This window comes from Leuconostoc sp. C5 (genome assembly GCF_056530425.1).
Map to the genome: position 1 here is coordinate 868008 of NZ_CP134351.1, position 15142 is coordinate 883149.

11 protein-coding genes are annotated in these 15142 nt (G+C 36.1%); 8 read left to right on the forward strand and 3 right to left on the reverse strand.

What is annotated here, in order from left to right; genetic code table 11:
• Positions 1–67 precede the first annotated feature (67 nt).
• Positions 68–1990: a glycoside-pentoside-hexuronide (GPH):cation symporter gene (locus tag RHP56_RS04360; protein ID WP_462794737.1), complete on the reverse strand. Its 1923-nt coding sequence runs from the start codon at positions 1988–1990 to the stop codon at positions 68–70.
• 171 nt (positions 1991–2161) lie between these two features.
• On the opposite strand from RHP56_RS04360, the gene RHP56_RS04365 reads away from it, so the two are divergent.
• The 6 genes from RHP56_RS04365 (at position 2162) to RHP56_RS04390 (ending at position 11567) form a co-directional block, all read left to right on the forward strand.
• Entirely contained in the window at positions 2162–3169 is a 1008-nt protein-coding gene (locus RHP56_RS04365; RefSeq protein ID WP_025268021.1) for a LacI family DNA-binding transcriptional regulator, read from the forward strand.
• 77 nt (positions 3170–3246) lie between these two features.
• Entirely contained in the window at positions 3247–5469 is a 2223-nt protein-coding gene (locus RHP56_RS04370; protein WP_102753197.1) for an alpha-galactosidase, read from the forward strand.
• Between the two features lie 30 nt (positions 5470–5499).
• Entirely contained in the window at positions 5500–6684 is a 1185-nt protein-coding gene (locus tag RHP56_RS04375) for a galactokinase (RefSeq protein ID WP_011679648.1), read from the forward strand.
• 2 nt (positions 6685–6686) lie between these two features.
• Positions 6687–8192 (forward strand): UDP-glucose--hexose-1-phosphate uridylyltransferase, encoded by a 1506-nt coding sequence (galT, locus tag RHP56_RS04380; RefSeq protein ID WP_102753196.1) that lies wholly within the window; start codon positions 6687–6689, stop codon positions 8190–8192.
• Between the two features lie 188 nt (positions 8193–8380).
• Positions 8381–9199 (forward strand): alpha/beta fold hydrolase, encoded by an 819-nt coding sequence (locus tag RHP56_RS04385; RefSeq protein ID WP_014324621.1) that lies wholly within the window; start codon positions 8381–8383, stop codon positions 9197–9199.
• Positions 9200–9275: 76 nt separating this feature from the next.
• Positions 9276–11567 carry an ATP-binding cassette domain-containing protein gene (locus RHP56_RS04390; protein ID WP_180970311.1) on the forward strand — a complete coding sequence of 764 codons (2292 nt, stop codon included), beginning with the start codon at positions 9276–9278 and terminating at the stop codon, positions 11565–11567.
• A 58-nt stretch (positions 11568–11625) separates the two neighbouring features.
• On the opposite strand, the gene RHP56_RS04395 is transcribed toward RHP56_RS04390, so the two are convergent.
• Complete coding sequence (locus tag RHP56_RS04395; protein WP_102753194.1) at positions 11626–12747, reverse strand: alpha/beta fold hydrolase; 1122 nt, start codon at positions 12745–12747, stop codon at positions 11626–11628.
• 140 nt (positions 12748–12887) lie between these two features.
• On the opposite strand from RHP56_RS04395, the gene RHP56_RS04400 reads away from it, so the two are divergent.
• Positions 12888–13460 (forward strand): TetR/AcrR family transcriptional regulator, encoded by a 573-nt coding sequence (locus tag RHP56_RS04400; RefSeq protein WP_048592933.1) that lies wholly within the window; start codon positions 12888–12890, stop codon positions 13458–13460.
• Between the two features lie 118 nt (positions 13461–13578).
• Here RHP56_RS04400 and RHP56_RS04405 read toward each other — a convergent pair whose 3' ends face one another.
• Positions 13579–14688, reverse strand: coding sequence for an AraC family transcriptional regulator (locus RHP56_RS04405; protein ID WP_059442412.1), 1110 nt, complete (start codon positions 14686–14688; stop codon positions 13579–13581).
• 189 nt (positions 14689–14877) lie between these two features.
• On the opposite strand from RHP56_RS04405, the gene RHP56_RS04410 reads away from it, so the two are divergent.
• Positions 14878–15132 carry a hypothetical protein gene (locus RHP56_RS04410; protein WP_050884588.1) on the forward strand — a complete coding sequence of 85 codons (255 nt, stop codon included), beginning with the start codon at positions 14878–14880 and terminating at the stop codon, positions 15130–15132.
• The last annotated feature ends 10 nt before the right edge of the window (positions 15133–15142 follow it).

The following is a 15142-nucleotide window of genomic DNA, read 5'->3' on the forward strand; positions in this document are numbered from 1 at the left end:
TAAGAAACAAAAAGTTATCAATATATTATATATTGATAACTTTTTGTTCCTGTATGTTAAAATTTACTTATTTATTGATTAAAGTCAAAACAATATCATCTTTATCGACTTTACTACCAATTGGTTTTACAATGTTGAATTCAGAAAGGACATTAGAATTTGTTATTGTCACAATAATGGTGTCATCAAAGCCAGCATCCTTTATTGATTTGTCCCAGAACTCAATGAGTAGATCACCTTTCTTAACATGTTGGCCGCGCTCGAAGTAAGTAACAAAACCTGTCCCTTGCATAGCAACAGTACCAATACCAATGTGAATTAATGTGACTAGACCAGTGTCTGAAACAAGGCCAATGACATGTTTCGTTGAGAAGGCAACGCGAACGGTTGCATCAAACGGCGCATAAACCCGACCATCGCTCGGACGAATTGCAAATCCTTGACCTAGAGATCCTGAAGCAAATGCATGGTCATTAACGGATGAGAGATTAATTAATTCACCGGCAATAGGCGCATTGTATGTGTACTCACCAGTTTTTAATTCAGGCGTGGTTGTAGTCGTTGTTGTGTCAACAAATTTCTTTCCCCATGTTTTTTCAAGTTGGTCAACAATTTCAGCGTGCTTGCGCTCAGTAAGTGTTACTTTGCGATAAAATACGTAGGTGCCGATTAAAATAATAACAATTGGCAAACCAAACATAATGGTTTTGAAAATGGATTGTCCGGACCCTGTTACTGAAGAAGCTGTAGCACCAGTTGTCATTCCAGCGACTACGGCAGTTAATCCGACGACGCCGTTTGAAATAGCACCAGCTAGTTTATCTAATAGTGGACGAACCGACAACGTTAATGATTCATCACGATGCCCGAGCTTCAGTTGACCGTACTCCACAGAATCAGAGATTGTCATGAGAACCACTAAGAACACAAGTGGTTGTGGAATGGCAAATAATTCGGCAGCGATTAGAACCATTGTGAGTGACTGTCCTGCAAAAATAAACAGAACTAATCCGATAATCATGGTTAAGATACACCAGAAAAATAAATTACGTCGATTAAGTTTATCAGCTAATTTTGGAAATAGTGAAACAGATAGTAAGCCAGTTACAATGTTTAGTGAGGCGAAAATTGAGAAAGCAGATGAGTTTCCTAAAATAAAAGTGAAATAATATAACTCTAGTGAATTAACAAGAGTGACGCCCGTGGTGTAAAAACCATAAGACAGGGCAATCCACATGAGCTGATCATTATGCGTTAGAATATGGATAACATTTTTGAATGTTGTTTTTTCTTTGTTCTTACGTAGGTCGGAATCAACTTCTTTAGTACCAACACCAACAGCGACTGCACTCAGCCATGCGATTACCGCAATAATAACAGCAAACCAGAACCAACCACGAGTGTCACCAGTACCATCATTTTGATTCAAAGAGAAAAACAAAACAATGGGCATAACAACAACACCGACTAAGTTTCCACCGATTGTAGAACCGATACGGGCAAAAGTTGCAGTTTTTTCACGTTCGCGTGAGTCAAAAGTTAATGCCGGTATCATTGACCAGAACCCAATATCTTTAAATGAATAGAAGATATCCATAATAATATAGATTATGCCAAAGATAATCAAATAAAGAAGTGGGTTTGATTTATTTAGACCGCCCATATTTGTGAAAAGAATGATCAGAGCAACTGATCCAACCGTTCCACCAACCACCACCCAAGGTTTAAATTTACCCCAACGAGTGCTTGTATTATCAATTGCATTACCAATAAATGGATCAATTGCTAATTCAACAAATCGTAGTAGAAAGATAATTAGCGTAATGGAACTAATCATTTTGTCATTTTGCGCGGCATTACCACTATTGAACAAATGCGTGGTAACAAACATAATGAAATACGTTGATAATGTCGCAAAAAACATATCATTACCGAATGCACCAAAAGCGTATGAAACGCGTGATGTCATTGACTGCTGGTTAGACTTCATAATTGTAATCTCCTTTTTGTAGTAGCTAACATCTCAATAGTAAGCGCTTTCATTTAAAAAATCAATACTTTTTAGTAAATATTTAGTAAATAGGTATTTTTTATATTTTGATGTAAAATGATAAGGAGTATAAATAAAGCAAATGAACTTGCATAAATTGAGGAAGAAAATATGGTAACAATTAAGCAGATAGCGCTGGAAACGGATGTGTCATCAAGCACGGTATCTCGAGTTTTAAATAATGACCTGACTCTGTCAGTTTCTGACGAAACTCGCCGAAAGATTATTGATGCCGCGCAAAGGTTGAATTACACAAAAAAACATAAAAAAAGTATTTCCAAAAAATTGATCCATATTGCAGTATTGACGGTTTTTTCTGAAATCCGAGAAGCTAGCGATGCTTATTGGCGACAAATATACTTGAGTATTGAGCAAAATGCGCAAGATCAAAATATTATTGTTGATGAAATTATTCGAATTAATCAAGGCATTAATATCGCGGATTTCGCAACTTACGATGCCATAATTATTTTAGGCGATATGACTCAAAAAGCGGTGAACCAATTGCAGAAAATTAATGAGCGAATTGTGTTGGTTGATGCCAAAACGCGCTATGAAACCATTGACTCTGTCAATCCCGAACTGCGGTTGATGACAACTCGGATATTGGATGAGTTTTATCAAGCTGGACGGCGACATATTGGATTTATTGGTGGCGTGAACGATTTGCTAGAATTAGATGGCTCCTCAACACTTGCTGTTGAAGATGTGCGTAGTGAAATCTATCGTAATTGGGCTGAAGAGCATCAAATGAGCCCTCATTTTTACACCGGTCCGTGGCATGCTGAAACGGGCATGCAAGGCGCTATATCGTTATTAAGAGAAGAACACAGTATAGATGCACTATTAGTTGCTTCGGATCCTATTGCAATTGGTGCCATTAATGCATTGAAATCCGAGAATCTAGAGCCAGGAATTGATATTGATGTGGTGAGCTTTGATAATGTTGAGTTATCCTCTTACTTGGTTCCGGCACTAACGACGGTAGATCTAAATCCCGCGGCACTAGGGAAGACGGCTTTAGAACAAGCCTACGAATTAGCGAATGATGAACGTGATTGGACAGTTTGGGCTACAATACCGGGAAATTTGAAATATCGAGAAACTTTTAAAAAGTAAAAGTAACCGTTTACATTTTAGTAAACGAGTGGTAAACTGTGTTTGTAATTTAGTAAAAGACTTCACGGAGGAAGATTATGGCTAATGCAAACATTTCTTTTGATGACGAGCAAAATGTTTTTCATCTTTCAAATCGACAAATATCTTACCTGATACAAATTGAAGAGGGCGGACTGCTAAGCCATCTCTATTTTGGTAAAAAAATTACAAAATATCATGGTTCACGACATTATCCACGTCTAGATAGAGGATTCTCACCAAACTTAGCTGGAGAACCACATCAAACAGATCGTAGCTATTCGAAGGACACATTATTACAAGAATACGGTGGTTATAATACGGGAGATTTTCGTCAAGCCGCGATTAAAATTCAAGGAGCCAACGGTGCACAAGCATCTGATTTTCGTTTTCAATCATTCAAAATCGTAAATGGCAAGCCACATCTAGATCGTCTGCCTCAGGCCTACGTGTTATCTGAAGATGAAGCTAAAACATTAATAATTAATCTTGTGGATAGTACGCTAAATGCCCAAGTATCACTTTATTACACAATTTATAATGACCGGCCAGTAGTTGCAAGATCAACTAAAATAACGAATCTCTCTCAACAAAGTATTAATATTGAGAAAATTGCATCACTGCAATTAGATTTACCAGCAAGTGATCTAGAAATCATCTCGTTACCCGGCGCCCATGTGCGTGAACGTCAAATGGAGCGACAAACTGTGCGCCAAGGAGTGGCTGAATTTTCTAGTCATCGAGGAACAAGCTCGCACCACATGAATCCATTTGTAGCGCTAGTAACACCGAACACAACCGAAAATGAGGGTGAAGCTGTTGGTATCCAACTGGTTTATTCGGGAAATCATCAATTCACTATCGAAAGAGATTATGTGGAACAGACACGTGTTCTATCTGGTATTAACGAAGATGGATTTGATTGGCAATTAAACGCTGATGATGACTTTCAGACACCTGAAGCGTTGTTGGTTTATTCTGATGAAGGTTTAAATGGTATGTCACAAGCTTACCATCACTTGCTACGAGAACGTGTGGCTCGTGGAAAATATCAATATGCAGAGAGACCAATTGTTATTAATAACTGGGAAGCAACTTATTTTGATTTTAATGCAGAAAAAATTCAAGAGATATTAGATGAAGCATCCCCATTAGGCATTGAAATGTTTGTCTTAGATGATGGTTGGTTTGGAAAACGTGATGATGATGATAGTTCTTTGGGTGACTGGTTTGAATACGCTACTAAATTACAGAGTGGCGGTGGTTTAGTTGGCTTGTCAGATAAAGTACACGAAAAAGGTATGAAATTTGGATTATGGTTTGAACCGGAAATGATTTCCAAAAATTCTGATCTCTATCGACAACATCCTGATTATATTCTCGGTATGCCTAACCGTGATTTGACCCCTAGTCGTGATCAATATGTGCTTGATTTTTCAAGACCTGAGGTAGTGGATAATATTTTCCAACAAGTAGTAAATATCTTGGATAATGTTAAGATTGATTACATTAAGTGGGACATGAACCGTCATTTAACAGAAGTATATTCTGCAGCGTTGTCACCAGAACGTCAAGGAGAAGTGGGACATCGTTATATGTTAGGTGTGTATGATTTGGCGGATCGTTTGACCAAACGTTATCCAGATATTTTATTTGAAGGATGCTCTGGCGGTGGCGGACGATTTGACGCTGGCATGTTATATTTCTTTCCACAATCGTGGACATCAGACAATACGGACCCTGTTGAGCGCTTAAAAATTCAATATGGGACGACATTAAGCTACCCAGTCTCTAGTATGACCGCGCATGTTTCAGCATCGCCTAATCATCAAACTGGGCGTCAAACGAGTCTGGCTATGCGTGGGGATGTTGCTACTGCAGGAGTCTTTGGATATGAATTAAACCTAGCTAAGTTGTCATTAGAAGAAAAATCAGAAATCAAAGATCAAGTGACATTTTATAAACAGCATCGCTCGTTGATCCAGTATGGCAATTTCTACCGTATCAAAAGTCCTTTTAAAAATAATGAAACAGCCTGGGAATTTATCAGTGAAGATAAGACAGAAGTATTGTTATTCAATTACCGTGTTTTGTCAACTGCGCAGCCAGTTTTCACTGTAACTAAAATGAGTCACCTGAAATCTGACGGAATCTATGTTGATCAAAGAACAAATGAACATTATTCTGGAGATGAACTCATGTCAATTGGTCTATATAACACGCCAATTAAGCAAGCTGATTTTACATCTGCGGTGCGTTATTTCAAATGGCAAGCTGAATAAGTGAAAATCATTGTGAAAGGAAAAATGGAAATGACTGAAATATACGAAGAATTAATTCATGTTTTTAAGAAGCAATTTCATCATGAACCAACTGACAAGTTTTTCTCACCAGGTCGAATTAACTTAATCGGTGAACATACTGATTATAATGGTGGTCACGTGTTTCCAGCATCAATTACACTGGGAACATATGGCGTAGCATCTCAAAGAGCGGATAGTTTGGTAAAACTCTATTCGACTAATTTCCCGGATGAAGGGGTGATTAGTTTTGACGTTAATGACGAAGAAAAGTTACCTGGATCATCTTGGGGAAATTTTGTTAAAGGCGTGTTGCAGGCTTTAAGAGGATATGGTAACCGTTTTGAGCATGGATTTGAATTAGTTATCAATGGTAACATACCAAACGGCTCAGGATTATCATCATCGTCATCTTTAGAACTCTTAATTGGCGTAGTGGCGCAAAAGCTATATGATCTAAAAATTCCGAGATTGCAATTGGTGGCCAGTGGACAACGTGCTGAAAACGATTTTGTTGGTGTTAATACCGGAATAATGGATCAATTTGCTATTGGATTTGGTGAAGCGGACCAAGCTATCTATTTAGACACGAATACGATGATTTACGAAATGGTACCAATCCATTTGGGTGATTATGTTGTTGTTATTATGAATACGAACAAACGGAGAGAGTTGGCTGACTCAAAATACAATGAGCGTGTTCGTGAAACTCAAGAAGCAGTCTATCAATTGCAAAAATATACACCTATCCAATATCTGGGCGAATTAGACGCCAAAACTTTTAATAAATATGCTGATAAATTAGAAAGCAACATACTTGTAAAACGTGCCCGCCATGCTGTTTATGAAAACGAACGAACTAAGATTGCTGTCGAGGCATTAAAATCAAATGATTTGGCTAGCTTTGGTAAGTTAATGAATGAATCGCATCAGTCTTTAAAGGATGACTATGCGGTAACTGGAATAGAACTTGATACGCTTGTGGAAACAGCACAAACCGTCGATGGTGTGCTCGGTGCAAGGATGACCGGTGCAGGATTTGGCGGTTGTGCAATCGCACTAGTACATCAAGATAATGTTGATGATTTGAAAGCGGCTGTTGGGGCTAAATATGAATCTGTAGTTGGCTACGATCCCTCATTTTATGTAGCAAATGTTGGTGACGGAGCACACTGGGTCGGTAAAGTAGGTGAATAATAATGTCAGAAAATAATTTAATTACGGAATTTACTCAGCGTATTATCGAACAATCGGATTACACAAATGAAGATGCAATCTATTTGGGAAACCAAATATTAGGCATGATTGGTGAATCAAATTATGAGCATGTAACAAGTGATCAAGATGTTTCGAGGTTGTCTACGTTAACACTATTGGATAATTTGGTAGCAATTGCAGCAGATAATGGCACATTACAGAATAGAAAAATAAATGCTGATATACTAGGTGCACAACTAATGGATTATTTTGTGCCTCGTCCTTCACAAGTTCGACAAATTTTTTGGCAACATTACGATCACGCCCCGCGGGAGGCTACTGACTATTTCTTTGATTTATCGAAAAGAAGTAACTATATCAAGACGCGGGAAATTAGCCAAAATTTATCTTACCCAGTTGAGACCGAGTATGGTCAATTACAAATTACAATTAATCTCTCAAAGCCTGAAAAAGATCCTAAGGTAATTGCAGCAGCACTGAAAAATAAAACACAACAACAGGAACAGTATCCTGCATCTCAGTTGGCAAAAGAGAATGAAGGCTACTGGGGTCGTTTAGATTATGCTGCTCGGTCGAATCATCGTGTCATTCCAGTAACTTTAGGTAATGAAAATTGGTATTTTCAATATTCACCGTATGCCTATTTTAATGAACATGCAATTGTGCTATCAGAAAATATTCGACCAATGCACGTTGATCAGGAAAACTTAGCTAGACTGTTAGAATTTGTTACTAAATTCCCAGATTATTTTATTGGATCCAATGCAGATTTGCCAATTGTGGGTGGTTCAATATTGTCCCACGATCATTTTCAAGCAGGGCGCTATGATTTACCTATGGCAAAAGCAACATTGAAGGAAAGCTTTCAGATTTCAGATGTGAACCTGTCGGAAGCGGGGGTATTAAACTGGCCAATGACTGCAATTCGCTTAATTGATTCGGACAGCGATAAATTACTCGCAGCAGCTGGTAAAGTAATGAAAACATGGGAAGATTATGACGACCCAAGTTTATTTATTCAATCTCATAGTCAAACGGGTGAAAGACATCATACGGTTACACCAATCGTCCGATTCCGTGACCACAAATATGAAGTAGACCTTGTGTTACGAGACAATAATACGTCGTCTGAGTTTCCAGACGGAATCTTTCATCCTCACTCAGATGTACAACACATAAAAAAAGAAAACATTGGGCTAATAGAAGTAATGGGTTTGGCTATTTTGCCACCGCGTTTAAAAACAGAACTTGCAGAAGTCGAAGCATATCTCCTGGGAAATATGGATTCTGTGGCCCCAAAACACAAGATATGGGCCGATAAACTAAAACATGAAGAAACTTTTAATGCTGATAATGTAACGGAAGTGGTGGAGCAAAGTGTTGGTCAAATTTTTAAAAGAGTCCTTGAAGACGCTGGCGTTTTCAAAAATTCCGAAGCAGGCCAAGCTGGTTTGAAAAAATTTATTGTGCAGTTAACAACTAATTGAAAACATGAAAAAAATACAAGTTATTGCTTGTATTTTTTATTTTGTTCGTGTTATTTAAAAAAATTAAGAATGTTTTTACTTTGTTAAACAACGCTGAACCAAATTGACTAAGTAGTGAATTGCTGCTTAAATTATAAGAACAGTTAATGCAAGTATTAAAGAAACAGTATTAGAAGGAGCGTAGAATAATGAAAATGGAATTCCAAGGATTAACATATGAAGTGATGGGTGAGGGCATTCCTATTGTATTCTTACATGGGCTGTATTTGGACAGAGAATCTACGATGTTCTTCTTCGAACCGCAAGTGCATTTTAACGGTTTCAAGCGTATTTATATTGATTTACCGGGGATGGGGAGTTCTATTGCAACGCCCTCTGCTTCTGCTAACAGCATCTTTGATAGTTTAAAGAACTTCATCGTAAGCATTGTTGGACAAAAAAAATTCATTCTTTTCGGACACTCATATGGTGCCTATATGGCTCAAGCGTTGGCTCACCATTTTCAAAGTCAAGTGCTCTCTCTTTTTATGACTTGTCCGGTAATTTATGCTGATAAGGGTAGAAGAATACTTGGCAAGCACATTAATATTTCTGAGGGAAAGATAAGCACTGACAAAAACAAGGAATATTTTTATGATTTCAAGAAGATGAATGTTGTGCTTAATCAAAAGAGTTGGCAGGATTACCAAAATTTAATTATTCCTGGACTCAAAAAAGCTAATAAAAACTTTTTGAGTCAATTACAAGATGATTCTTATTCACTTAGTTTTGAAAATGATTTGCATCATCTGAATTCAAAAACTGCAGTTTGTATTCTAGTGGGACGGCATGACCAAGTTGTTGGATATGAACAGCAGCTGAAATTGATTGAATTATCTGAATCTGCTGAAGGGGCCTTAGTTAATAAGGCCGGACATAATTTAATGATTGATCAACCAGGTCTTGTATCCTTTTATTTTGAAAAGATGTTAGAATCGTTAACGAAAGCTCAACTAACGTCTAACTAAATTTTCGCAATTTTAACTATTACCGTAACAATATTGATTGACTTTGATTATCATATAAAAAAATGATAATATTGCAATGAATTGTACATTAAAGATAATCGGTAAGGGGGATAGCGTGGGTAACAATGAATGGATTGGCATCGACAATGCTCATCAAAATAATTTAAAAAACATTTCGGTCAAAATTCCAAAACACCAGTTAACAGTTTTTACAGGTGTATCTGGTTCGGGAAAGTCAACCTTAGTTTTTGACACTTTAGTTGCGCAGTCAAGACGTGAATTAAATGATACGTTCTCGAGTTATGTGCAACACATTTTACCAAAATATGGTAGACCGGCTGTAGATAACATTACTAATTTGCCAATAGCAATACCAATTGAGCAACGAAAAATGTCGGGCAACGTCAGATCAACAGTAGGAACGTATACTGAAATATACACATTCTTGCGTTTGCTGTTTTCTCGAATAGGACAACCCTTTGTTGGTTATTCAGATGCCTTTTCTTTCAATCATCCCCAAGGCAAATGTGAAGTTTGTGATGGCTTAGGTTTTACTAAAAAAATTAATTTAAAATATCTTGTTGATTTTAATCAATCACTTAATGAAGATCCAATTGATTTTCCAACTTTTGGAAATGGTGCTTGGCGGTGGAAACGCTATGCCCATAGTGGCTTATTTGATTTGAATAAAAAAATAAAGGATTATTCTAAAGAAGAACTAGATTTATTGTTATACGCACCGCAGCAAAAACTAGCGTCTCCTCCTGAAAAATGGCCAAAAACTGCCTTATATGAGGGTTTGTTACCGAGAATTAAGCGAAGTATTATTAATACTGATGAGGGGAAAAGGCATAGAAAGCAACTTGAAAAGTTTGTATCCACTGATATTTGTCCAACTTGTCAGGGCTCCAGATTGAATGCAAAGGCGCTAAGTTGCAAAATTGATGGGCATAATATCAGTGATTTAGTTGCAATGTCATTGGATGAATTACAATTATTAATTCAAAAAATAAGAAATTCACTGGTTCAGGATGTCAAAACACAGATTAATAAACGACTAGATGCTTTGATTACGATTGGTTTAGGCTATCTTAATTTAGCAAGAAGTACAGATACACTATCGGGTGGCGAAGCGCAAAGAATCAGAATCGCTAAGCACGTTACAAGCTCGTTAAATGATGTGATGTATGTCCTAGACGAGCCTAGCTCAGGCCTACACCCAAAAGATATTGAACGACTATATAAATGTTTGCGTGTCTTAAAGGATCAAGGCAATACGATTATTTTAGTGGAACATAACCCACTGCTAATTCAGCGAGCTGACTACATCATTGATGTTGGTCCAGGTCCGGGAGTTAATGGTGGCAGTATTCAATTTTCGGGAACATATGGTGAGTTTTTAAAAAGCGATACGATTACCAGTGTTGCTATGCGTGAAAATGAGAGGTTGAATAATCATACTAATAGCAGCTTCAAAAAATGGCTTTCTGTTAGAGATAAAAACTTAAACACAGTACAAAACGTTTCTTTAAAAATGCCACTCAATGCTTTGACTATTTTATGTGGTGTGGCGGGATCGGGTAAATCGTCTCTAGCACAAATAGTAGCGTCAGAATTGATTCAAAAAGGAATCGATGTTATCAATATTTCGCAAAAGAATATTGGTATTAGTCTTAGATCAACTCCACTGACTTACTTAGATATTTTTGATGATATTAGGAAACTATTCGCCAAAGCAAACTCAGTTAGTCCATCGTTATTTAGTTACAATTCAAAGGGCGCTTGTCCGCGCTGCAAGGGAAAAGGCGTTATCGTTAATGATATGTACTTTATGGACGATGTCGTTTCTGAGTGTGAATTGTGTCATGGACAACGCTATAATCAGAAAGTTTTACAATATGACTATAAGGATAAGACTATTGTTGACATATTGTCTATGACAGTGAGTCAAGCCGTTGATTTTTTTAGTGGTATTACACGAATAGCTACTGGTTTGCAAGCAATCTGTGATGTGGGTCTTGGTTATTTAAAATTAAACCAATCTTTGAGTACATTGTCAGGCGGAGAGTTGCAACGGATCAAGTTATCGAGCTACTTACAAAAGAAGAGTAGTGTTTATATTATTGATGAACCAACGAATGGGTTACATTTAAAAGATATTGATCATTTGCTCGAGCTTTTCGATAGGCTGGTTGCTAGAGGAAACACGATTGTCATTATTGAACACAGTTTGAAAGTCATTCGACAGGCTGATTGGCTGATTGAGATGGGTCCTGAAGGCGGAAAAATGGGTGGTAAAGTTGTTTTTTCCGGTACAATCGACGATTTGAAAAAATCAAATGATGCAATAACAAAACCATATTTATAAAAAATTTGCATATAAAAAGCAGAAAAATATGATTTATTTTTCTGCTTTTTATATTTGGCTATTTATTCGATAAAAATTCTTTTATTGCATCAAATCCTAATTGTCGATTACCTGCTTGACAATGTTGATCACCACCAGACGCCTTGTCAAACATAATTGATTTGACGGAAGCAGCATTAATTAATTTACTATCAATTTCTACTAAGCGGCTACTGGGAACATATTGATCATTTTCTCCAGCTAGTAACAGAACATCTTGATTAATAAGTGGCATAATCGGTTCCATATTATATTTTTGGAACTGTTTTAATAGTTCGTAAGGCGATTGAACGCCAACGTTTTCCATACCCTTATTAATTTTCCAATTTAAATCTAGATTATTGGCCATCATACTTTTGAACATAAGATTAACTGTTTTGGCATCTTTAGCAGCTAGCAGCTGTTCGATTTTAGTAATTTGATCATAGGGCATTCGAATACGTAATGCATCAAAAAAACTATAGAAAATATCAAATGCAACAACTTTATCCAATCGTTTTTCAAATGCGGCGGCGCGCATAACTAAATATCCACCTAATGACATACCAACTGCACTAGCTCTTTTAAGGTTGAAATAATCTAATATGACGCTTACCGGACTTTCCCAATTATGTATCAGGTGAATCCCTTGACGCAACGCAGTTCCTTGACCTGGCCCATCAAAAACATAAATGTTGAAATCAATTCCTTTCAAAAATTTTGACATTTTGACCATCTCTTCCATGTAGGAATCATATCCGGCAAATAGCAATAGATTCTTAGTGGCGTTTGGTGTGACTAGTTTTACAACTGGTAGATACCCATTTTCATAAGGTACTTGATACCTTTCGTATTCAAAGTCGTTGAAGCCTTTATAAAAATTTTCTCGATACTTTCGATAAGCATTTTCATCTCGGGGATCCTCAGGTGACAAATAAAACTCAGAGGCTTGATAATAAGTTGATGCGACAGAGAAATCACCATCTTGTTCTCTTGCAATAGCTTTGTCGTTCCATGCTTTAAACCATGATTCTTCATCTTTTAACTGAGGAATAATACTTTTTAAATCTTCCTGTACTTTTTGATCATTTTCGTACTCATCATTGATGAATCGATTAATTTGTAAATTGAATTGTTCATTTTTAACATACTGTTTAAACATGTTGTTCCTCCTTCTTTTAAGTACATTTTGACATGATGAAGGTAAAATACAACTGGCAAAAGCGGTAATAAAGAACGATATCATACTGAAAAAAGAAAACAGTATGATATTATTGGTGTATAAATAGGAGGGTCAGCATTGTGTCAAAAGACAAAAGGGTTATCAAAACAGAAAAATTGATTACTGAAACGATGATGCGGTTATTGGCGACCACGAGTATTTCAAAAATCACTGTTAAGAAAATTTGTGATCAAGCGTTGATTAGCAAATCAACTTTTTATGATCACTATGTCGACAAATTTGATGTCATTGACAAGATTGTTGATGTGTATGCAATGCAGTTTAATTGTGAAATCCAACAAAGATTTGAAGCAGTGCAGCAGAAAAATACCTTTGAAATCTTTAACAAAATTATTAAAGATATGGCTAATCAAGATAGTGATTTATTAATTTTAATGTCGCTTGAACAGGATGTGCATCGTGTTCAAGATCGTTTTCACAAAATATTATACGATAATGCCCACGCTTTCTTGTCAAAACAAAAAATGAATAAGCGTTTTTCAGTTGGCTTCTTATCCCAAATTTATGCTGACCTTGCATTAACTTCAATTTCTTTTACGTTAAAACATGCTGAGAACGAAAAGCTTCTTGAAGAGCAAACTGATTTTATGAATTTAATGCAAGAGGTGATCATTTCTAACGTTAAGCAGTAGACATTCTTTAGTAGCTGAAATAGCTAAGGTATGTTTATTTTGTCTATTCAATATTATCGCAGCTAGAAAATTATCAAAGCAAAAAAAAGTACTGATTGATGTGTAAAGTTCATATCTATCAGTACTTTTTTGTCGATATAAATTGTTTCGGGGATGTGCCAGTTATACGTTTGAAGGTGTGGGAAAAATGTGTGTAGTCTTTAAAGTTAAGGAGCGTCGAAATGTCCATTAAGGAAAGTTGTGTTGAAAGTAGTAAGCGTTTTGCTTCTGTTATCTTTGTCTTAATGATGTATTGTTTGAGTGTTTCATTTGTTTCTTTTTTGAATCGTGTGGACAGGTAGTTTTGACTATATTTAAATTGTTTTGCAATTTTCACAATGGACAAATTTTCATAGATATGAATTTGAATATAGGTCTGCACTTCAAATATTAAATGACTTAATTTGCTATATTTTTTTGTTTTTACCAAACTAGTAAAATTGAGAAGAATATTTAATCGGACATTCTGATTAATAATATTTTCCACAGAAGTGTGCTTTTCAATTGTATTAATCCACTGGTCTGAAAGTAAATAAGCTTTTTTATCATTTACGCCAGCTTGAATCGCTTCTCGTGTACACAGGGTTGCAATAATGATGAGCATATTTTTCTCATGGCGTAAGCGATTATTCTTCATTGCTAAGAAGGATTCGTATGCATTATGGATTTGAAACTGCTTGTAGGCATTTATGACAATTTGTTTGTCACCGGTTTTGATAGAGCTGAGCAATGTTTGTTCATCAGAATAGCTATGATGTGTTTGTAGTTGAGAAGAATATTCTAAAAGACTGAGGCTATCATTTGGAGGGGCAATATCAATCAAACCGTTATTTTCAGATATATCATTATTGATTATTTTTAGTATTGCACGATATCTTTGATAGAGCTTAAGTAATAGGTATGTAGATGAGTGACTTTCTGATGGCGTGAGTTTACCATACAGCATTAAGTAGTATTTTTTTATTGAAAATATAGCAAGTATGTCATCATCGTCAGGGTGATTAAAATTCCTAATTGGATAAAATAGTATTGCAGATGGATTGTCCAAAATTTCATCATTAAAATGCAGTTCGTCATCAAACTTCATCAAGAGTTTTTCGTCGCCAAATATCACATTACAATGCGTGTCTTGCATAAATATTTTTTCATCAAGCAGTTGCTGAATTGATTCCAAAGTTTCTGTTAACATACTTAACCCCATTTTTCACAAAAAAAAGTTAGAAATTACAATTTCTTTTTCAACGAAAGATTTATTATTCAATTATAGTAAGCGCTTACAAAAAAATCAAACAATACTACTCATCTAATTTATGAAAATTGGATTTTTGCAGGAGACATTGTTGGAAGATTTTTTTGTTCATAATGGGCGTACTAAACAATGTCTGATAAAATTGATCGTTATTATTGCTTTGATAGGTTATGGTTATTGGTTTCTTACTACCATGGATGCTCCAAAAAAAACATTTTCAATGATGTGTTGCCATCTAAAGAAACAGCTGCAAAGGATTTAGAAATTTTGAATATCGCGATAATGCTTGGACAAACAGGCGGCCATGGTTACGTAGGTGCAACTGCTATTGTATTTGCCTTCATTGCATGCATATTTATTCAAATAATTCGATCCACAAAGTAGTAAAAAGGTG

Bases quoted from the DNA above. Each gene is read 5' to 3' on its own strand.
- RHP56_RS04360 (WP_462794737.1), bottom strand. From the start codon at position 1,990: ATGAAGTCTAACCAGCAGTCAATGACATCACGCGTTTCATACGCTTTT.
- RHP56_RS04365 (WP_025268021.1), top strand. From the start codon at position 2,162: ATGGTAACAATTAAGCAGATAGCGCTGGAAACGGATGTGTCATCAAGC.
- RHP56_RS04370 (WP_102753197.1), top strand. From the start codon at position 3,247: ATGGCTAATGCAAACATTTCTTTTGATGACGAGCAAAATGTTTTTCAT.
- RHP56_RS04375 (WP_011679648.1), top strand. From the start codon at position 5,500: ATGACTGAAATATACGAAGAATTAATTCATGTTTTTAAGAAGCAATTT.
- galT (WP_102753196.1), top strand. From the start codon at position 6,687: ATGTCAGAAAATAATTTAATTACGGAATTTACTCAGCGTATTATCGAA.
- RHP56_RS04385 (WP_014324621.1), top strand. From the start codon at position 8,381: ATGAAAATGGAATTCCAAGGATTAACATATGAAGTGATGGGTGAGGGC.
- RHP56_RS04390 (WP_180970311.1), top strand. From the start codon at position 9,276: ATGAATTGTACATTAAAGATAATCGGTAAGGGGGATAGCGTGGGTAAC.
- RHP56_RS04395 (WP_102753194.1), bottom strand. From the start codon at position 12,747: ATGTTTAAACAGTATGTTAAAAATGAACAATTCAATTTACAAATTAAT.
- RHP56_RS04405 (WP_059442412.1), bottom strand. From the start codon at position 14,688: ATGTTAACAGAAACTTTGGAATCAATTCAGCAACTGCTTGATGAAAAA.
- RHP56_RS04410 (WP_050884588.1), top strand. From the start codon at position 14,878: ATGTCTGATAAAATTGATCGTTATTATTGCTTTGATAGGTTATGGTTA.